This is a genomic window from Ferrimicrobium sp. (genome assembly GCF_027319265.1).
Classification (GTDB): domain Bacteria; phylum Actinomycetota; class Acidimicrobiia; order Acidimicrobiales; family Acidimicrobiaceae; genus Ferrimicrobium.
Genome location: NZ_DAHVNP010000075.1, coordinates 1 through 19,199 on the forward strand (window position 1 = coordinate 1; position 19,199 = coordinate 19,199).

General features: G+C 55.0%; 20 protein-coding genes. 16 read left to right on the forward strand and 4 right to left on the reverse strand.

The window, feature by feature from the left end; genetic code table 11:
* Positions 1-410: 410 nt before the first annotated feature.
* A complete protein-coding gene (locus M7439_RS11535; RefSeq protein ID WP_298344906.1) occupies positions 411-701 on the forward strand; it encodes a type II toxin-antitoxin system Phd/YefM family antitoxin in 291 nt (96 codons plus the stop codon).
* Between the two features lie 44 nt (positions 702-745).
* On the forward strand, positions 746-973 hold the full coding sequence (locus tag M7439_RS13150; protein WP_366525266.1) for a type II toxin-antitoxin system RelE/ParE family toxin: 228 nt from the start codon (positions 746-748) through the stop codon (positions 971-973).
* 545 nt (positions 974-1,518) lie between these two features.
* On the opposite strand, the gene M7439_RS11540 is transcribed toward M7439_RS13150, so the two are convergent.
* The gene (locus M7439_RS11540) at positions 1,519-2,202 is read right to left on the reverse strand and encodes a hypothetical protein (RefSeq protein WP_298344908.1); all 684 of its coding nucleotides are present in this window, start codon (positions 2,200-2,202) and stop codon (positions 1,519-1,521) included.
* A gap of 593 nt (positions 2,203-2,795) precedes the next feature.
* On the opposite strand from M7439_RS11540, the gene M7439_RS11545 reads away from it, so the two are divergent.
* The 7 genes from M7439_RS11545 to M7439_RS13160 all read left to right on the forward strand — a co-directional run bounded on the left by M7439_RS11545 (position 2,796) and on the right by M7439_RS13160 (position 7,407).
* Entirely contained in the window at positions 2,796-3,395 is a 600-nt protein-coding gene (locus tag M7439_RS11545) for a hypothetical protein (RefSeq protein WP_308464503.1), read from the forward strand.
* A gap of 98 nt (positions 3,396-3,493) precedes the next feature.
* Entirely contained in the window at positions 3,494-4,108 is a 615-nt protein-coding gene (locus tag M7439_RS11550; RefSeq protein ID WP_298344913.1) for a hypothetical protein, read from the forward strand.
* A 432-nt stretch (positions 4,109-4,540) separates the two neighbouring features.
* Entirely contained in the window at positions 4,541-4,819 is a 279-nt protein-coding gene (locus M7439_RS13155; protein WP_366525270.1) for a kelch repeat-containing protein, read from the forward strand.
* Positions 4,786-5,397 (forward strand): kelch repeat-containing protein, encoded by a 612-nt coding sequence (locus M7439_RS11555; protein ID WP_298344916.1) that lies wholly within the window; start codon positions 4,786-4,788, stop codon positions 5,395-5,397. The genes M7439_RS13155 and M7439_RS11555 overlap by 34 nt, the downstream gene beginning before the upstream one ends.
* 1,052 nt (positions 5,398-6,449) lie before the next feature.
* The gene (locus M7439_RS11560) at positions 6,450-6,695 is read left to right on the forward strand and encodes a hypothetical protein (RefSeq protein ID WP_298344919.1); all 246 of its coding nucleotides are present in this window, start codon (positions 6,450-6,452) and stop codon (positions 6,693-6,695) included.
* A 221-nt stretch (positions 6,696-6,916) separates the two neighbouring features.
* On the forward strand, positions 6,917-7,141 hold the full coding sequence (locus M7439_RS11565; RefSeq protein WP_366525272.1) for a DUF433 domain-containing protein: 225 nt from the start codon (positions 6,917-6,919) through the stop codon (positions 7,139-7,141).
* On the forward strand, positions 7,138-7,407 hold the full coding sequence (locus tag M7439_RS13160) for a DUF5615 family PIN-like protein (RefSeq protein WP_366525267.1): 270 nt from the start codon (positions 7,138-7,140) through the stop codon (positions 7,405-7,407). The genes M7439_RS11565 and M7439_RS13160 overlap by 4 nt, the downstream gene beginning before the upstream one ends.
* Before the next feature lie 544 nt (positions 7,408-7,951).
* Here M7439_RS13160 and M7439_RS11570 read toward each other — a convergent pair.
* Both M7439_RS11570 and M7439_RS11575 read right to left on the reverse strand, forming a co-directional pair.
* Entirely contained in the window at positions 7,952-8,365 is a 414-nt protein-coding gene (locus tag M7439_RS11570) for a type II toxin-antitoxin system VapC family toxin (RefSeq protein WP_298344925.1), read from the reverse strand.
* Positions 8,358-8,561: a hypothetical protein gene (locus M7439_RS11575; protein ID WP_298344928.1), complete on the reverse strand. Its 204-nt coding sequence runs from the start codon at positions 8,559-8,561 to the stop codon at positions 8,358-8,360. Before M7439_RS11575 ends, M7439_RS11570 begins: the two co-directional genes overlap by 8 nt.
* 157 nt (positions 8,562-8,718) lie before the next feature.
* On the opposite strand from M7439_RS11575, the gene M7439_RS11580 reads away from it, so the two are divergent.
* From M7439_RS11580 to M7439_RS11610, 7 genes are all read left to right on the forward strand, one after another.
* Positions 8,719-8,964, forward strand: a complete 246-nt coding sequence (locus M7439_RS11580) for a hypothetical protein (RefSeq protein ID WP_298344930.1) — start codon at positions 8,719-8,721, stop codon at positions 8,962-8,964.
* 816 nt (positions 8,965-9,780) lie between these two features.
* On the forward strand, positions 9,781-11,427 hold the full coding sequence (locus M7439_RS11585) for an APC family permease (protein ID WP_298344933.1): 1,647 nt from the start codon (positions 9,781-9,783) through the stop codon (positions 11,425-11,427).
* A gap of 289 nt (positions 11,428-11,716) precedes the next feature.
* A complete protein-coding gene (locus M7439_RS11590) occupies positions 11,717-13,324 on the forward strand; it encodes a peptide chain release factor 3 (protein WP_298344936.1) in 1,608 nt (535 codons plus the stop codon).
* Positions 13,325-13,908: 584 nt separating this feature from the next.
* On the forward strand, positions 13,909-14,817 hold the full coding sequence (locus M7439_RS11595) for an SDR family NAD(P)-dependent oxidoreductase (protein WP_298344939.1): 909 nt from the start codon (positions 13,909-13,911) through the stop codon (positions 14,815-14,817).
* Positions 14,818-15,359: 542 nt separating this feature from the next.
* The gene (locus M7439_RS11600; protein ID WP_298344942.1) at positions 15,360-15,830 is read left to right on the forward strand and encodes a hypothetical protein; all 471 of its coding nucleotides are present in this window, start codon (positions 15,360-15,362) and stop codon (positions 15,828-15,830) included.
* 4 nt (positions 15,831-15,834) lie between these two features.
* Positions 15,835-17,352, forward strand: a complete 1,518-nt coding sequence (locus M7439_RS11605; RefSeq protein ID WP_298344945.1) for an MFS transporter — start codon at positions 15,835-15,837, stop codon at positions 17,350-17,352.
* A gap of 240 nt (positions 17,353-17,592) precedes the next feature.
* Entirely contained in the window at positions 17,593-18,015 is a 423-nt protein-coding gene (locus M7439_RS11610) for a PaaI family thioesterase (protein WP_298344948.1), read from the forward strand.
* A 39-nt stretch (positions 18,016-18,054) separates the two neighbouring features.
* Here the strand turns inward: M7439_RS11610 and M7439_RS11615 are convergent, their stop codons facing one another.
* Positions 18,055-19,113, reverse strand: a complete 1,059-nt coding sequence (locus tag M7439_RS11615) for a DMT family transporter (RefSeq protein ID WP_298344950.1) — start codon at positions 19,111-19,113, stop codon at positions 18,055-18,057.
* Positions 19,114-19,199: the final 86 nt, after the last annotated feature.

Genomic DNA, 19,199 nt, shown 5'->3' on the forward strand with positions numbered 1-19,199 from the left:
CGCTCACTTAGATTGATCGTGTAGCGCGATACCTTCAATGGTGCGCTCCTCCTGGATACTAGACCAAGCTTCTGGGTCATTGCGAAGCTCCGAGTATCTGGTTGTCAGTTGCGAGAAGAAAACTCGTCGTTCCAGGGCGTCGGCCGCCTCGTCAAGAAGAACAGTCATGGGGCGGCCAGTAGAGGCGGCGAGACGCGCGAACCGATCCCTGGTTTCTTCGCTTACCCTAATCGTGGTACTCATGCCTACAGTATACAATTGTGTAGCCTGTCAAGGCTATCCATCGATCTAGAGTGAGAAATCCTCCATGTGCCGCTCGCCTAGGAATGACTCATGTTTGTCGACATAGAAACCCAATAGCAAGCTGCTACGACTATGGCTCGAGATAGCCGGTCGCTAGATTTTTATACATGTCTACCCTGCCATTAGCTGACGCTCGTGCTCAACTCTCGAAACTCGTCACAGAGGCGGAAACCACGCACGAACGCTTTGAGATCACTCGCAAGGGCCACCGTGTCGCAGTGCTGCTTGGAGCGGATGACTACGACGCATTGTGCGAGACGATCGCAGTCCTCTCGGATGCCGAGTTGCTGCGATCCCATTCCGAGGGCATACAAGCCGTCGAAGCTGGCGATGTCGTAGACGCTGACGAGCTTGCACAACTGATGCGTCCATCGAACAGGCTGCGTCAAACTGATTGACCGAGAGAAGGTACCGGTTAGAGGTTGCCTCTCCGGCAGCCCGAATGCTCGCGGAATCATTGCCACCCAAGATTGGGGCAGCTATCCTTGTTTTCCTTACTGAGGTCCTGGTCACTGAGCCAAGAAAGGTTGGAAAACCGCTTCGACCACCGCTTGACCCTGTATGGTCGGTGAGACGAGGCTCGTATCGGGTACTGTATCTCATTGACGAAGACCAAGGTATCGTCATCGTCACTGCCATTCGACATCGAAGTGATTCCCATAGGACCTGATCCGAACTCAGTCGATTCTTTGCGCATCAGAGATTCTCGTTCTAGGTAGGCCAGGAAAGCCCCGATCTTCGGGGCTCATGTAACTAGATCTTCGGCGCCTCTCCAAGGATTATGCGCATCGTCGGACCAGATTTACGTTGAGTTGGTATCCACCCAACTTTTCACCCAACAATTGTGTCCGAGAGCGTCCGATCCAGTCCGAGGCTATCTCAGTAGCCTTGCCAGAACACCTCGATGAACTCCATAAATGGGACGTACTCGGACACTATCGCTGCGCACTCGGACAGCTTCGCGCTGGCTCACAACCAGCAGGTCAGGGGTTCGAGTCCCTTAGCGCCCACCAGGGGCCGTTTGTGAAACTGCCCCATCCACGTTTGCGAAACTCACCAGGAACTGACTTTTCCCTGTTCAAGGCCGCTAAATGGGTCAGAATCCTGCTTTGCTTGCGCTCTGATCTCGACGGTAGACACAAAAAGGCCTCACGCCTCGATTTCGGGGCATGAGGGATCGACAGTGCTTTGAGTACTTAGTTATAAGAGGCTGTTTTAAGTCTCTGCTGGTATCTCTTCATAACCCTGGTACTTGTCAAGGCGATCTCGACGTCGTAGTTTTGGCAACTGGGTGACGACAGCACTGGCCTTGTCCTCCAAGAAGGTCTCGATCTTTCGAACGTTTGCCGCTACGACAATCAAGGTCGTGAACAGGAATTGGGTGGCAAACCCTGCTGCGCGCCTCCTGCCCCCGTCATGGAGAGCCCCATGATTGGCATCCTTGAGATAGGCATTGGTGCTCTCGATGGTGTTACGCGCAGAGGCGTAACGCTTCTTCCATTCGGGACTTTCAAAGAGCAGTGCTTGGGCAAACTTGGCACCTGCGTCTCCCTCGAACGTCGTGGTCTTCTTATTGATACAGACTTCGTCTGGGTGAGTAGGTGGGTTCGAGATGTGGGCAAGGCCAGCGGTCTTCTTGCGAACCGATTTCTTGAGTGGACACACCACCGTCGCTGAAACCCCGGCCGCTGGGCACATCATCGGCACACTACCATCGGCTTGTGGTTTGGCTGCAGGGCGAAAGCGATAGGCCCTACGCGACTCAATCCTGGCCCGATAGGTCTCCTCATCAATGGTCCCTGCTCGAAAGTTCTTGGTGGCATCGATGAGTTCTTGTGGCATCGCGGGACAGAACCAAGTGCCTTCGACCCAGATGGCGCCCTTATTACTGATGTCCATGCCTGTTCACCACCAGCCATCCATTTCTGCCGTCGCTCCCCGGACTCAAGCTCCCAGATCAAATGGTGACGGATATGATCAGCGAGGATCTCAAGCGATCTATCACCCGAGTTCATCTCACTTAAGCTCATCGACCCAATCGGGGACACAATCTAGTCCTCCCCATAGGCGAACACAGATCCTCTCGGCCTTCTCGTTCTCAATGGGCGAGGATACTGGCTTACCAAAAGCTGATACCAAGTGAGGGCGACACGGTTAGCCAATATCTCTTTGACGTAGTGGCCCCTCCTCCATCACCACACCCGCCTCAATCAGATCAGCGCTTCCAAAGAGTACCTTGGGTGCTCAGCAATGTCGGAATCGTCGATCACGAGCCCACAGTCTAGAACCATCACCTCGGGCCAATCATTTGCTCACCCGAATACCACTTCCTGTCTTTAACTGGCACTCCCACAATCACTCTGGCAAACCCCTTGTTAGATGATACTCTTTCGGGAATATCTCACAATCCCGTACAATCGTCGCCACGATCTGTTAGGTTTGCAATTGCACCAGACGATAACTCTGGTAGCGATAATTACCATAAGGGGGTAATGATGAAAGTAAGGAACATGGTTCGGGGTGGGGCTATTGTAGCTGCCAGTCTTGGACTCGCTAGTTTAGGAACCGGGATGGGGTTGACAAATTCGTCTTCCACCCTCTCAACAAGCCCTATAGTCGCCTCTTCTCCCATGACGATCGTTGGCTTTGATGCTGCCGTTGCTAAAGAGCATGGCTTTCGGATTGTCACGATGCCGGACGGACACCAAGCAGCAGTTGCAGACACTGTTGTAGGCAACGCACAAGTAAGCCCTGATGGAGAAGTCGGTGGTGATTGCGGCATTTCCTATGTCACCATTGCCTCTGGTGCCCCAGGATCTTTCAGTTTGCTCACGGGGTTTCATCTCGATACAGCAGCAACTGACTATGAGTGGCATGTACAGGTCGACGAGACTGATCTCAACTATGAGCATGACTTCTCGTGGGGAGGTCCCCTAGCCTTTAGAACGCGTTGGTATGGTCGCGACAGTGCGGTCAATGTCCCAAGCGGTGATTATTTGGCAGTAGTTTCTGATACGTCGAGTCTCGCTATCCTATGGGATGGTGGGGTGTGCTACTCGGGTGGACCGGAGTCGTCAACTCAGGTTGGTTGAACGTCATTGCAAATCAAATTTGTGTTTGTCGATGACAGCAAACCAGCACTACACGGTGGCAGAGACAACGTGTCTCGTTTTTGCAAGGAGGTAGGTCCATGAATTACGCCGGTAAGGTACCGGAATTTCACCATGAGAGGAATATTCGCCGGATAGCCGCGATGATGTTGGATACCGGTCTGCCAATATTCGGACTTGCTTTTGATGATGACTTGCCAAGAGTATTGGGTGGGCGTCCCCACAAGCGTACGGTTCGCAATGGACAGGTGGAGATTGATGCAGTCGGAGTAAAAGTTAGGTTTGGGTATCCAAATGACCAAAACAAGCCCCTTCTCGCTGTAACCACTTGGAGAGGATGGACGCTGCAGACGAATCCCCTCTCGCAGCAGTTCTCTGATATGCTCTACGGTGAGCTTGAATCACAAGAGCAGGCGAGTTCTGACGAAGAGCACCTTGAGGTTGCCCGACAAGCTGATAACCTCCTGACCCAGGCGCACAACTCTTCAGTATCGATTGTCGTCGATGGCAGGGCTAGGACCTTTCAGACCTTGGATGCTCAAGCCTACGTCATTGCTCAGTACGACTGTGACGAGTATTCAGTACTCATGAAGGGACGCAATTGGACCTCATTGGAAGGGTTGGAGCTCGTAAGAATCTCGGACTTAGAGCCCTTCATTATGGGATACTTCAACTTGTTCATGAGTACCGATTGAGCATGCGAGAAGACCCAGTCTACACAATACCATGCGTTTGGAATGCCAACCGTAGCTTAATCATTGCATGTCGGATGTTTTTTCATCTGCTCTGAATGCTGCAAGGCACGGAAGAGTAGCCTCCCCAGTGATCGGCACCTTAAGTTTGTTCTCTGGTGGCGTTGCGAACTTGATTGAGTTTGCGAATGAAAGCCGTGGGGGCGATCCATTCTATGTCGGTGTGCAGTATTTGGTAAAGCCGATCAATGGCTGCTAACCTACTCAGGAACAGTCGCGACATAGGGTCTTCCATCTGCGTAGCTTAGTTCGCTTACCAGCGGTTGATAGGCTCCAGGATAGGCTCTAGATTCTCAGGGCACTTCGAGGCTTGCTTTGTAAACGTACTGAAAACTAATGCCGTTGTCGAGATGAAACGCCGTGAAGCTGGAGGGAATGTCGTTGGGAACACCACAATACGAAAAGGCTGATTGGATTCAACTCGAGACTAGTAACGCACCTTCGCATCGGGCAAACGCGTCCATCGCCTATGACGAAGTGCGAGCGAACGTCGTCCTCTTTGGTGGATTCAATGCTCCTCAAGGTAGTTATAGTGACACTTGGATATTTGACGGATGCAACTGGGCCGAAGTTGATCCGACAAGGCGACCCTCAGCACGAGCGGCCAGTAACTTGTGCTGGTGCTCGTCACGGGAGTCAGGTTTTCGCCGGTAGGTGGCGATAATCCGATCACTGGTGAGCGAGTGTGGTCACAACAGAACCTGAGCGACACCTGGATGTTTGGCGGGGAGAACTGGCAGGAATTAAGGCAATCTCGGTATCCTAGCTATGCTCACCAGGCAAGCGCGGCGCAGCTTCGATCTGGTCAAGTGGTCACCTTTGGCGGCATCATAGCCGGTCCAAAGACCATAATAGGAGTCTTCTTCCCGCGAGAACAGAGGGATTCTCCACTTGTCGACGACACCTGGATCTTTGACGGGGAGAACTGGCAGGAACTCGACCTGAAAACTCGACCTGCTCATCGCCAATTTGGGGTGATGGCGTCTCATCCAGACGAACAAGGTGTTCTGCTCTTTGGTGGTTATGGCGGCGAAGGGAACCCCCGTCTCCTCGACGACACCTGGATCTTTGACGGGGAGAACTGGAGAGAGCTTCATCCTCTCATGTCACCTACACCGAGGCAAGAGGCCTGCATGACCTATGATGCAATGAACGGTCAGGTTGTCCTGTTTGGAGGTAGGGGCGACAACGGATACCTCGACGACACCTGGATTCTGGCTCTAGGTGAATAAATCTGCTAAGGGCCGGAAGAGCTGCGAGCTGAAAGGTCGCCGGCTGAACCTGATTCTCCAAATCCAACCCATGACGACGAAGAGTTGCGGATGTCGTAGCCACACCGAGTGAACAACGGGGTTAGCCAATGAGTGGAGTCGGACGGATCCATCGTCTGGGCATGCAGAACTTCTTCAGCCGATATGTTATCTGAAACCAATGCCCCTAGATGCTTCGCTGTGTGTTACTTGAGTCGACTGGTAATCTGCGAGCTGCCCATTAGGCATCCGGAAGACTCTCCACGGCCTCGAGTTCGCCTGCAGTTAGTCGACTTCGCTCATCGGAGGGCCACTCTGAGACAGAAAAGTACTGAGGTGTTGTGGACCGCTTAAACTACTGCGCCGTTAATCCAGCCCTGGATCTCTTCAGTAAACGGTGGTTTCGATTTCCAAACTCGACACCATGCTGGCGAGCAATAGACAAGCTCTTTGCAGTTTGAAAGTGTCGATCTCACTTGTCTTGGCAAATATTGCTGCTGCAACATCGTCTACGTTTGCCATGTGGTTCTTTTCCCAGTGCTGTTGGAGGAACCTACCCACACAAAATACCGCGGTTGTGCTTAAGAATTCCGTGAGCCTTCGGTCTGGCTATCTCTGCTGAAGTATCTCACGAGGGCTAGAGTCGCCTTTCTCTGCTATAGCGATGAGCATGCATATCTATGCACTCGACGCGTATTCAAGCTGGACACTTTCCCCTAGGTGGGAGGCGGTGGCGCATCTACCGGCATCGCTCAGGAGAGAACTGTTTACCCTGACGCAGTGCAAATTTGAGCAGAGTCTATGTTCCCCCTTTCATCTACGATGACAACCCCCAGCTCAAATCGCCTCTAGGGCCGTACTTAAAAGAGGATAGTCGCATAGTTAACAGAGGATAGCTACCTTGAAGAGAGGGACATTCGCCCAGCTCAGATGAGTTTCACAAACGGCCCACCAGGTCAGGGCATGTTTCCCGAAGCTAACAAGGCTCCTAGCCACTGAAACACCCAACAAATGTTTCGAAGTTGAAGGATTTGATGGCAGGAAGCTTGCGCCTTGTGGTCCAGCCAGACACCTGGGAGCTCCGAGTTTTCATCGGACGAGACAGCCTCGGGAGGGTCAAGCATCGCAACGTTCGTTTCCGTGGCACAAGGCGACAGGCTGAGCGTGAACTTGTACGGCTTGTGATTGAGCAAGAACGTAAGCCAGTAGCGCTCATCGAGTCGGAGCTTACTTGGAACACCTCAACCACCATTAACGACGCGATCGCGACATGTCGCTAGTACGGCTGGGGTGACTTTAGCCCAACCAAGGTTCGACACTGCCAAGAGCTCTGGGATCGACACAATCCGCTCGACATCTCTGATTGTGGGCTGGGTTTCTTCAGAAAAGGTAATGCTAGTTTTGAGGACAGCTCCCGTTGGGGTAAGTGTCGCACGGTGGAAGTGAAGCAGGTGCAGTGGTACGTAGGGAATGTCCCTAGCCAGTGAAATGGGGAATCGAAATCGATACCGGCGGACGCATCACTATAGAACCCGGGAAGCGGAGCAGAAAGCCCTGCGTCCGCGGACTACGTATTACAGTCCATGATGTTCTGGCAATGTTGGCTTCAGGTATGGCACAAGGGGAGATCCTCGAAGACTATCCGGAACTGGAGCAAGGAGACATTCTTGCGTGCCTGGCGTATGCTGCTGAACGGGAACATCGCAGCGTGAGTGTCACTGCTTGAAGCTTCTTCTAGATGAAAATCTATCGCGTCGGATGCTCGAAATCCTGGAGCCCTGTTTTCCGGAAAGTTCTCACGTTAGCCTCGTCGGACTCGAAGGTGCAAAGGACAGTGAGATTTGGTCGTTCGCTGGTGAAAGTAATTTTGTCATAGTAACTAGAGATAGTGACTTTAGCGAACTTGCCGCATTGCATGGCCCACCACCCAAGGTGATTGTCTTGCAGATATCTCATTGCCGCTGGCGGGATATGGCCTCTCCAATTATTTAGAAGCATAAAGAGTTGGCGACATATTTGGGACAGCCAGATGTAGCGGTTGTGGAACTGCGGGAGTCAAGTTGATGATGGGGACTGGTCTGATTGGCTGACAACAGATTGTGGCATACGAGGTGATGGCCACCCGTACCGCAGCACTCTCGATGCGTCGCACCCAACTTTTCACCCAACAGTTGCGTCCGAGAACGTCTTACCATTTTTTCTAAAGGACATGAATGAGCTGCAAAAATGAGACGTACTCGATCACTATCACTACGTACTCGGACAACTTCGCGCTGGCTTACAACCAGCAGGTCAGAGGTACGAGGGGCCTTCCAATCCCCAGTAACCCCCTCTCATTTTCTCCTCATTTTGGGGGTGGGTTGTTCGGCAGAGCTCTAGGCAGATAGCGGTTCATCGCTCAAGCATTGAATTTGCTGATTATTGTCCCAACCCTACGAGTTTTCCCCATCTGCGAGTTGCGCAATGACAGACGGTCGGTGTGGGGTGGGGTGAGCTACTAGAATTAGCCCACTGGCGTTGCCCCTCGGGCGGTAGCTTAAATCGTGATGATTTCGACCAAACCGTGCAGACTTCGGAAGTCCTCCGGGTTGCGTGTATAGAGCGGTAGCTTTGCGGCACAGGCGGTCGCGGCAATCATGAGATCCAGGGCTCGAGTCCCGCGTGCTTTGCGTCCACTCGCCATCTCTGCGGCGTAGACCCGGCCATAAGCGCGAGCTACCTCTGCGTCGAACGGGAGTGAATCGAAGGCCGCTTCTGCCCGCTGCAATCGGTCCTGTCGGCGTGCGCGCTCTCTCACGTCTTGGGTCGCGTGAGGGCCAGCTGCGAGTTCCGCCATGGTAACTGCGCTGACCGCGACCTCAATCGGGAGCTGTTCTGCCTCAAGTCGTTCCAGGTCGATCACCACGGAGGTGTCGAGGATTCCTCGTTTGACACGTCGAGATTCAGGCACGAGGTTCGGTGTCCTGGGATGCCACGCGATCAAGGTCCGCGCGAAGTCGGTCTAGGTCAATGCTTGGAGCATTGCGGAACATCGCGATGGCGGTTTCGGCACTCACGAATCGATGGCGTCGCAGGGGAGTCAGTTCGCCTACGGGAACGCCGTTTCGGGTAACAACGAAACTCTCACCCTGGTCTAACGCCCTCATGATCTGACCGCTCTCGTTTCGAAGCTCCCGTTGTGTGACGTCTCTTGCCATATTGTCACTATAGCACTCCGTGCTACGGGCCGATCGGTCAACGGGCGATACGCTGCCAAAAGGGGGTGTAACGGTCGTAAAGGGCACACTCGGCCCAGACGCACGGGTGATCGAGACCACCTGGCATAGGTGGAAGAACAGCTACGGCGGTATGAAAGATACTGACGTCAAGCGCCTCAAAGAGCTCAAGGCAGAGAGGCGCAAGTTCAAGATCGCGGTGGCTGAACTCAGCGTTGACAGGGCCACGGGCAAGGCGAAGGCTTTAGGGAAAGGTCTAGCCCTTAAGCCGCGGGCCCAGCGCGGTCGAGCTGTTACGCCGGCGGTTGAGAGTCTCAGAGACATGTGCCTGTAAAGTCACGGGTTAGCCGCGTTCAACCGTTGCATCTGAGTGATTAATAGTGAGTCCACTCATAATGACGCACCTTTTACAAGGTTCTCGTCTCGGACTTCATGCTCACTTGTCCAAGAGTCGTTCTTGTCTCTCCAAGCACGGCCAGTATTGTTACTGGTCTTACATCCTCTCTCCAGGTGATAAGTCAACCCATCATCTGAACTGCCGCCTGTACCCGATGAGAGCCCGGGAACGAACAGGGCACCGGCCTCAACTAGACCAGAAGAGTGCTTAGCTGGGGTGTAGCAGTAGCATGTCCCGACTCGATGAGTGTCTGCATCACTGTCGCGCCTTACTCCCATAGCACTGGGTGCAACAGCAGTAGTTTAAATGTCGTCGTGGAGAATACGAGTTGGGCCGTGACGGCATCGGACTTCTCGCGGAAGGGGCGTGCCGCAACCCACCGCTGTCGTGGTTTTGGCGTGGATCTTGGCCGATAACCTTCGTTCGCAGTACCAAGCACCAGTGAGGTGCATGCCTGCGATATCAGCGGTTCCACCGTGGACAGGTTGGAATGATTCTAAAGGTCGATGCTGACTGCCAGGGATGCACACTTGCGGACCCTATTCATGTCAGAAGAACTATGGAAAGGTGCCGTATTTTTATGCGGAGGAACACCGCTTCTCGTCGTGTACGGTTGGATGCATGCCGAGGGCCAACCGGGCGATCGCGTAGCACTGCTGATGTGACGATTAGACAAGTTTAGGTAGTTATGGTATTTTTTGTGCACGGTTCCTCCTCTAAAGAGGTGGGCTGCAGGATATGCAAGGGGGACATGTGCAGACTGGTCAACGACAGACGGGACGACTCCGCAGGGAGATGTCCTACTTAGATCTGAGCTTTGCTGGGCTCGGTGCAATTATTGGATCGGGGTGGCTGTTCGCGGTGCTCTATGCCGCGCAGACCGCCGGACCCGCAGCAATTATCTCTTGGGTATTGGGTGGCATAGCGTGTCTTTTCATCGCTCTTGTCTACGCCGAACTTTCAGGGTTTTTGCCTGAGGCGGGTGGGGCTACACGGTATCCGCAATATTCGCACGGCCCGCTGGTCGGCTTTATTGTGAGTTGGGCGGCCTTTATTGCCTACGCGTCAGTGCCGGCCATCGAGGCTGAAGCAGTGGTTCAGTACGCATCACACTACATCAAGGGATTTGGTTCGACCGTGAACGGTGCCTTCACTGGCAAGCAACCTATCGACTACATCGTTGAAGCGCTCTTGCTTGTACTGTTCTTTGTGATCAATATCTACGGGGTGAAACTCTATGCGAAGGTTAACAGTTTCATTACCTTTCTGAAGTTCTTGACTCCGACACTGACCATCCTGGTCATCTTGTTTGTGGCTAAGAACTGGTCGAACTACTCGGCCCCTGCCACCCACGGTTTTGCCCCATATGGGACTGCTGGGGTATTGGTGGCGGTGTCAACTGCAGGAATCGTCTTCTCATTCTTAGGGTTCAGGCAGGCTGTTGAGATGGCTGCGGAGGCAAAGCATCCACAGCGCGATGCACCCCGTGCGATCATTACCGCACTCGTTGTAGGTATGATCGTCTACGTTCTTCTGCAGGTGGTCTTTATTGCTGCCATTCCTAAGAATGAACTGGCGCATGGCTGGGCGTCCCTGAGCCTGACATCGCCGTTTGCCCAGGTTGCCTCAGCGTTGGGTCTGGGCTGGCTGGCAACGATCCTCTATGCTGACGCGGTGTTGTCTCCATCCGGAACTGGACTGGTCTACTTCGCATCCACTCCTCGTGTCATCCTCGGTAGTGCGCGTAACGGCTACCTTGGACAGGTTTGGAGAAAGATTTCAGACAAGACTGGTATCCCCATGTATGCCATGGTCACGACACTTATCGCATCCGCGATCTTTCTCCTTCCGTTCCCGACATGGCAGTCGTTGGTCGGCGTCATCTCCTCGGCAACCGTGTTCACCTACATCATGGGACCAGTGTCACTTGCTGTTTTCCGACGCCATCATGATTCAGCGCATCGTCCCTATCGACTTGGTGGCGCTAGTGTCATCAGCCCTGTTGCCTATGTGATGGGTGCGCTGATTATCTACTTCAGCGGTTGGGAGACTGTCTGGAAGCTCACGGTGGGCTATGCCATTGGCATCATTGTCTATCTCATCGTCTCTGCAGCGCGTGGTGATCTAGCGAAAATCAATGCGAAAGCCTGGAAACAGGGTATTTGGTTGATTGCCTTCATTGCTGTCTCGCTGTTGGAGACGTACTTTGGGTCCAAGCGTTTCGGTGGCCAGTACAACCACCTGCATGGCCTGATTCATTATCCGTGGGACCTTGTGGTCGTGATTGTGGTCGCGATTGGTTTCTACTATTGGGGTGTCGCCTCCGGCTCAGGGAGCCAAGAGACTGAGGACGCGATCGAACGTGCGAGCCAGCTTGAGAGGCCGGCGTCTGCTGATTGAGCCTCGCTTGCCTACGAGGTAGGTTGAGCTAGCCCTAAACCAAAGGTCCGGTACCGGGAGGTGCCGGACCTTTGTTGTGCGGTGCGATCATATGACGACCTCGATTGCTGGCTTCGTTGGTGCTCATGGATCGATCTGCCGCGTCACCTCGACTGATGGTATACGGCTGGCCGCTAAACCATTGGTGCTCTCCGCTTCGTTGGCTAAGGTTGTCTGCTTGTAGAATGTTCCATGGGCGTGCGTGGGAAGCGTGGGCTCTCGATGGGATAGAGGGTGATTTGGCGGTGATATGGCAATAGCGGATGCCGAGAGACGGGAGATTATCGAGGAAGCTTCCAAGCGACGTACGTTTGCCATTATCAGCCACCCTGATGCTGGGAAGACGACGTTAACGGAGAAGTTCCTACTCTACGCTGGGGTGATTGCTGAGGCTGGCACCGTGAAAGCACGGGCGGGAAGGCGCGATACCCGTTCTGATTGGATGGCGATGGAGCAGGAACGGGGCATCTCGGTTACCTCTACCGCGCTGCAGTTCGAGTATCGTGACTGCCTGATCAATCTGTTGGACACTCCTGGTCACCGTGATTTTTCAGAGGATACCTATCGGGTGTTGACTGCGGTAGATGCGGTGGTGATGGTCCTTGACGTAGCCAAGGGTGTTGAGGCGCAGACGCTCAAACTGTTCGAGGTGTGTCGTTCCCTGGGTCTACCGATGCTGACCTTTCTCAATAAATTGGATCGCCCAGGTAAGTCGCCGTTGGAGCTTCTCGATGAGATCGAGGACAAGATTGGGGTTCGACCGACCCCAGTGACGTGGCCGGTTGGTATCCCTGGGGAGTTTCGCGGGGTTATTGATCGACGAAACAAGCGCTTTACTCGCTTTGAACGGAGTGTTCGTGGAAAGACGCTTGCGGTTGAAGTTGAGCTCGACGCCTCGGTTGCGGAGGCCGAAGCGGGTTCAGATTGGGTGAACGCCGTTGAAGAGTGCACCCTGTTGGACGCAGTGGGTGCTACACACGAGCAGGTGAACTTTCTCGAAGGCAAGACGAGCCCCCTCTTCGTTGGTTCTGCGATGAATAATTTTGGCGTGCGCGCCTTACTGGATGCTGTGGTTGAATTTGTACCTTCGCCGGGACCGCGGCAGGCTGTTGATGGAAAGCTACGGCCGTTGGAGGCACCAATTTCGGGTTTTGTCTTCAAGATCCAAGCGAATATGGACCCATCGCATCGCGACCATGTGGCGTTCGTTCGGCTCTGTTCGGGTAAATTTGTGCGGGGTGTGAATCTCACGCATGCTGATACGGGACGCACCCTCTCTACGAAGTATGCGAGTACGCTGTTCGGCGCTGATCGATCGACAGTCGATGTTGCGTTCCCAGGCGATGTGGTCGGTCTCGTCAACGCAGGTGAGCTGCGCATCGGTGATGCGCTGTACGCGGGAACCCCGGTTGTCTTCCCATCTTTTCCGCAGTTCGCGCCAGAGATGTTCCGACGAGTTCGAGTGAAGGACCCTGGTCGTGCGAAGCAGTTTCGTCGGGGCGTGGATCAACTGGAGCGTGAGGGAGTGTTGCAGGTGCTCTACGAGGGTGACGGGGATCCGCTACCTGTACTTGCCGCAGTTGGTCAGATGCAGTTTGAGGTGTTCCAATACCGCATGGAACACGAGTTTGGTGCACTGATCGAATACCTGTCGACGCCGTACCGCGTGGCGAGAACGATCACGGCTGAAGGGGTCACGCAGATGGGGCGGGTTCCGGGAGTACGAGTACTCCACCGGAAAGATGGTACCACGTTGGCACTTTTCGAGAGCCTCATCAGGTTGGAGACGGTGATGCGGGACCATCCAGAGATCGATTTTGGTGCGTTGCTTGGCTCAGGTTTCAGCGTTCTGAGTTAGCCAGCTTGACGACGTAAGGCCCTTTTCTCAAGGCGTGGCAAATAGCTGCATTCGCTATCGCCTTCGATCCTCCTCGCAGGCGGGGTAACGACGAAGCTGGCCGGGGCAGGTGAGCTGTCTGCATTCACTGCACTGGTCTTGCTCCTGCCGGTGGCGGTTCGGCTATTGTTGCGTGGAGTGGGAAAGCGGAGTATCGGTTGATCTGGGTCTCTTTTTGGTCGTCACCGCAAGGCTAAGAGTTCCGCGGAGCACCGGGGACCGAGAGTCTAGGTTGCATCGCTGCTTCGCTCATGCCTTGCAGTTTTGGCGGCTTCCACCGTGTAAACAATCGGCCGCATCCGTGCAGCTGCGTCCCTCCTATCCCGATTCGGAGACCTGGGTTGTATGTGGCAGCGGTGGTGTCGTCGATACTGGGTCTACGAACATCCACATGCACGAGGGGCCTTCCAGGGGCAACGATGGACGAGTGTCGAGTGTCGTTTCATCTCCGTTGCGGGGACGGAGGGCGGAAGTGATTCGTGGTCGAGTCGAAGAGGAGCGTCTGTTGAGGCGTGGTAAGTTGGATCGGAACAGCATGAGATCAGATGGAGACGAAGACAATGTGCTGTGAAGTGATCGCTTGGGACGGTGTACACGTCGGCGCTGCGTCAACAGAGCACAATCAGGGTAATGCGTACTGGGCAGTTTCGCAGATGGGAGCGAGTTCCGTGAGTATTTTGGGAGACTTAACTGGCAAAGTGGCACTTGTGACCGGGGCGGGCTCGCCCACCGGTATCGGGTTTGCCACGTCGGTTGCACTTGGAGAGCTCGGTGCATCGGTCGTTCTCACCTCCACGACAGCACGTATAGAGGATCGAGCAGCTGACCTCATGGATCGGGGGATCGACGCACGTGGAGTGGTGGCTGATCTCACCTTGGACCAGGAGGTGCAACAGCTTCGGGAACGATGTGTCGATGCTTACGGGGGTGTCGACCTTGTGGTGAACAATGCTGGCATGACCTCGGTGCAAGATGGTTCGGATGCGGTCGGTGCGGTTGAAACGTTGTCATTGGATGAGTGGCATCTAGGGCTCTCCCGGAATCTTGATACGGCATTCTTGGTGTGCCGGGCATTCTTTGGCGACATGAAAGAGAACGGTTGGGGTCGGGTGGTGATGGTTGCTTCCACGACGGGGCCTGTCAATGCGATGCCTGGTCATGCCGTGTACGCGACCGCGAAGGCTGCGATGGTGGGGCTCACGCGATCCCTTGCGCTCGAGGTCGCTTCTATGGGGATCACCGTCAATGCAGTCGCGCCTGGCTGGATCGCGAGCGGCTCTGCGAGCGATGACGAGTTGCGCTTTGGAACGGCCAGTCCCGTCGGTCGATCTGGATCACCTGAAGAGGTGGCAGCGGTGATCGCCTCCCTTTGCCTGCCAGGCCTCTCGTACATCACCGGGCAAGTCATTGTGGTAGACGGAGCGAATTCGATTCTTGAGCCTCGCACAACCTAGTGTGGTAAGCTGGGGACTACCGTCGTATCTGCGCCAGGGAAGAGACAGGACGGCTTGGGGCGTGGTGGCTATTGGCGTGTTGGGAAGCTAGCTGGTTCTACTGCTCGATGTAACGGTGTACTGTCCTGGCGGAGATGCTCCTCCCCGACGAATACAGCAATGTGAGAACCGGATCTGCACATGGTTGTGAGATCGATGCCAGACACGTTGACGATCTTCTCGGCGAAACGGTCACCTGGAGGCACCTTGTGAAGGTTTGCAACTCTCGATGGAAAAACCGCTGGAGGAGATTCGGTTCATAGCGGTGAAAGGTTTGATTCCCGTGCACCCTCTGGGAAGTCAGGCATTATCGGGCGTGACCAACAGTGTGGAACTGCCCAACGATGGTACTTGTCTATTCATGCTCTTTGACTCAGAAAGAAGTGACAATAGTCCTCTTAGTTGGCAGTACCAAGTAATTTGCTTCCAAGTCGATAGGATGCTAGGTAGCGATAGGTGTGAGATGTCCGTTGAGGGCTTGCACCATGGAGAAAGGATGCCAAGTGAGACGAAGACAGATGGCTCTAATGGCGGTGACGATGATGACGACGAGTACCGTGTTGGCTGCCTGTGGAACGAGTAGTTCGTCAGCAACTCCTGCCAAGGCACCGTCGGCCAAGGTCACGATTACCAAGACATTCCAGACCTTTTTTGACGGTTCCTCCGCGGCAGCTACCAAGATCAGACTCCTACAAAATGGAAGTGCATTCTCTCCAGTGATCAAGGCACAGGCGAGCTCAAGTATCGCGAAGGGTACCAGCGCAAAGGTCTCCAACGTCACCTTGGTCTCACCTGTGGCGGCAACAGTGACCTATACCATCTACCTCGGTGGACAGCCCGCCCTCAAGGATCAGCATGGCGAGGCGGTCAAGGTGGATGGAACATGGAAGGTGGGGGATGCCAGCTTCTGTAACTTGATTTCGCTGGAGGGTGCCAAAGTACCCGCCTGCGCTACATTCGAGAAGAACTCTTAAGTTTGTGGAGCAGTCACGGCGCCGCCTCGCCTTGGCGGTCCTGAGCGGTGTGCTATTTCTCACCTTTCTTGATACCACGATCGTTGCGGTGGCGCTAGCGCCTATCCAGAGCCATCTCCATGCGGGTGTCGATGAGCTGCAGTGGGTGATCGGTGGGTACGCGGTGGCCTTTGCCGCACTCATGTTGGTGTTTGGTGCGATTGGTGATAGGTACGGCCGACGCCGGATGATGGTGGCTGGTCTGGGACTCTTCGTCATCGGGTCGGTGATCGCGGCGCTCGCCCCCTCAGCCGTTATCTTGATCGTTGCCAGGGTTGTGATGGGTATCGGTGCGGCAGCCTCCGAGCCCGGCACGCTATCGCTCATCCGTCACCTCTATCCCGAGGAGTCAGATCGGACCAAGGCCCTCGGGACGTGGGCGGCAGTCGCAGGCTTTGCACTCGCGATTGGCCCGGTGCTCGGTGGCATCCTCGTCGGACTCGATGGTTGGCCAACGATATTTTGGTTCAATTGTGTCGCTGGCGTGGTGGTCATCGTGATGGCGATCCGCGTTCTACCGGAGAGTGCAGATCGATCGATTGGATCAGTAGACGTCTTGGGTTCGTTGACTGGCCCATTCGCACTTGGGGTTCTCGTTGTAGGCATCGTCGAGGGCGAGGTGCGAGGTTACGCTTCGCCCATTATCGTCACATGTTTTGCCCTCGCTTTATTGGGTGCGATCGGCTTCATTCTTGCGGAGCATCGAGCCTTGAATCCACTCTTACGGCTGAGGTTTTTGCGCAATGCTCGGTTCAGTGGGGCGCTGATGTTGGCCTTTAGCATCTACTTCTCGATATTTGCCATCTTTTTCTTCGTTGCCCTGTATTTGGAGGTTGTCGAGGGTGACAGTTCCTATCAAGTAGCGGGTATCTTCGCTGCGATGATGATCACGATGATCGTTGCCTCTATCGTTGCTGGACGTTGGACAACCCAAGTGGGAACCAGGATGGCGACTGGGTTTGGCGCACTTCTCGCAGCGGCTGGAATTGGGCTGTCGGACCTTGCGCTTTCGGGGCCAACGCACCCGCTCTTGCTGGCTGCGACCCTTGCCATCGCGGGGATTGGGTTTGGACTGGTAGTCGTGCCAGTGACAAGCATCGCCCTATCAACCGTTCCTCCAGAGCATTCTGGCATGGCGGCCGCAGCGACCAACACGATGCGAGCCCTCGGGGTTACCTTGAGTGTAGCGATTTTGGGTAGCTTCTTGAACGGCGAATTAACGGGTGGTCTATCGAGTCGACTCGCGCGATTGGGGGTGCCCCCAGCGTTTCGTCAGGTCGTTATCAACGCGGTTGAAACCGGTGGTGTCGCTGGTCACGAAGGAGGCGCTGCCAAGATCTATGGGCCCATCGTTGGTAAGGTCATTGGTGCTGCGTACAGCTCGTTTCATGCCGGACTCTCGGTGTCGTTGATCATCGCTGGATCTCTGATTGTACTCGGTGGTGCGGTGTCGCTCGTGACACGGGCGGGTCACACGAGATAGATCATCTCATGTGGTGGTGTCGTAGAAGCGACGTTGGCTCTTCGCAATCCGGACGCAGATCTTTGATCGAGCCCGAGCATTGGTACTCGTTGCCATTCGGTAGCGTGAGGGGCCGCATGGGCGTCGTGGTGGAGACCAGCGAGGTCTTCTATCAGAGTCCGTACTGGGCAGTGATGTACCAATAGGCTTGGTGTTGGTAGGGATCCATGACTGGATGAGCAACGGGAAAGGTAGATAGAGTTGGGAGAAGAGAACTGTTTTGCGTGTGGCACAAAGAACCCGATCGGCCTTCATCTGGAGTTCAGTGGCTCCGACGGCGTGGTTCGAGCGACCTACCGGGCTGAGCGGCGTTTTGTGGGATGGGACGACGTCCTGCATGGAGGGATCACCGCGACGATGCTGGATGAGGCTGCGAGCTACGTTCCCTATTCGATGGGCTTTGTCACCGTTACGGCTCGTCTCGAGGTGAGATACTCCTTGCCCATTCGAGTTGATGAGCTACTCGCGATCGAGGGTCGATTCCTCGGTCGACGGCGTCGAGTCGTCGAGGCGGAGTCGGAGATCCGTGATGAACAGGGAGTCGTGCGAGCGAGTGCTGCGGCGAAGTTGATGATTCTTGGGGAGCGCAGTGCTGGTGGGCCGGGGGCTGGCGATCTGCTCTGATATGGTGGCTGGTTGATCAGTTGTATAGAGCGAGCGACACTAAGAGGGAGGTGTCGGCAGTTCGTCCGAGCGGCGGGATCCATCGTCGAGGAGTGAGAGGCCGATCACCGAACCAAGGACGAGTACCACTCCTGCGATGAGTGTCAAGCTCACTCGCAAGTTGAAGAGAAAGATCGATGCGACGGCTGCGGTGAGCGGCTCAAGCGTACCTACCACATTGGCGAGCAGTGGAGCAATGTTGGCGAGGGCACTGAGGTAGAGCAGAAACGGGACCGCGGTTCCTCCGACGATGATGAAGAGGACAAGCAGGATCTCGGGCATGGTCATGGTGGTTGGTGCATCGAGTATGAGCCATGGCAACAGGACCACAGACCCGATCAGGAAGGCACCCGCGACGACGACCTCTGCGTTGTGTTGTGCCAAGAGTTCAGTAGGTAACAGGTTGTAGAACGCCGTGAAGAGTGCAGAGGTCAGTCCCCATGCGACTCCCGCTAATGGTATCGCCAGTCCAGAGGTGGAGCCGTCGGTGACGACGAGAAAGACACCAGCTAACGCACCTGCTATCAGGAGTATCAGTAAGGGCTTTGGTACCTTGAAATGCCGTAACGAGATCCAGCCAAGGATAAGAACGGGACTCGTGAACTGGAGAAGAGTTGCGGATACTGCGGTGCCGTGGGCGATGGCGAGGAAAAAGGTGAGTTGAACGCCATCGAGGGCCACCACTCCAAAGACGATGATGGTGGCCAATCGTCGTCGGTCGGCGCTGAAACGCTTGAAACCGGCTCCTCGCCCTCTGGGTCCAGCCCAAAGGGCGAGGAGGACTCCAGCCCCAGTGACTCGTACCGCGGCGAGCCAGGTTGGCTCGAGGTGATAACGCTGGAAAAGTTGTTGTGCCGCAATGCCAGAAAATCCCCACAGAATGGCAGCAGCGACGATCCCGATGATGCCTGGGCGCTGGCGAATGTGGCGAGGATGCATGTTTTGATTGTAGATCCGCAGGGATGCGACGTTTGTAACTTCAACGGTAGATAGTCCTCCCGCGGTGGTGCTCATCACGGTGGTGGTGCTGGCGTGTCCGTGGATGCTCGCTCGGTTCATGGTGGCGCACTAATAGCTGCGATCCCCATGACCCCTGATTGGATGCGTGCCAATTCGGAGACCCGAGCCCGATAGAAGATCGGACT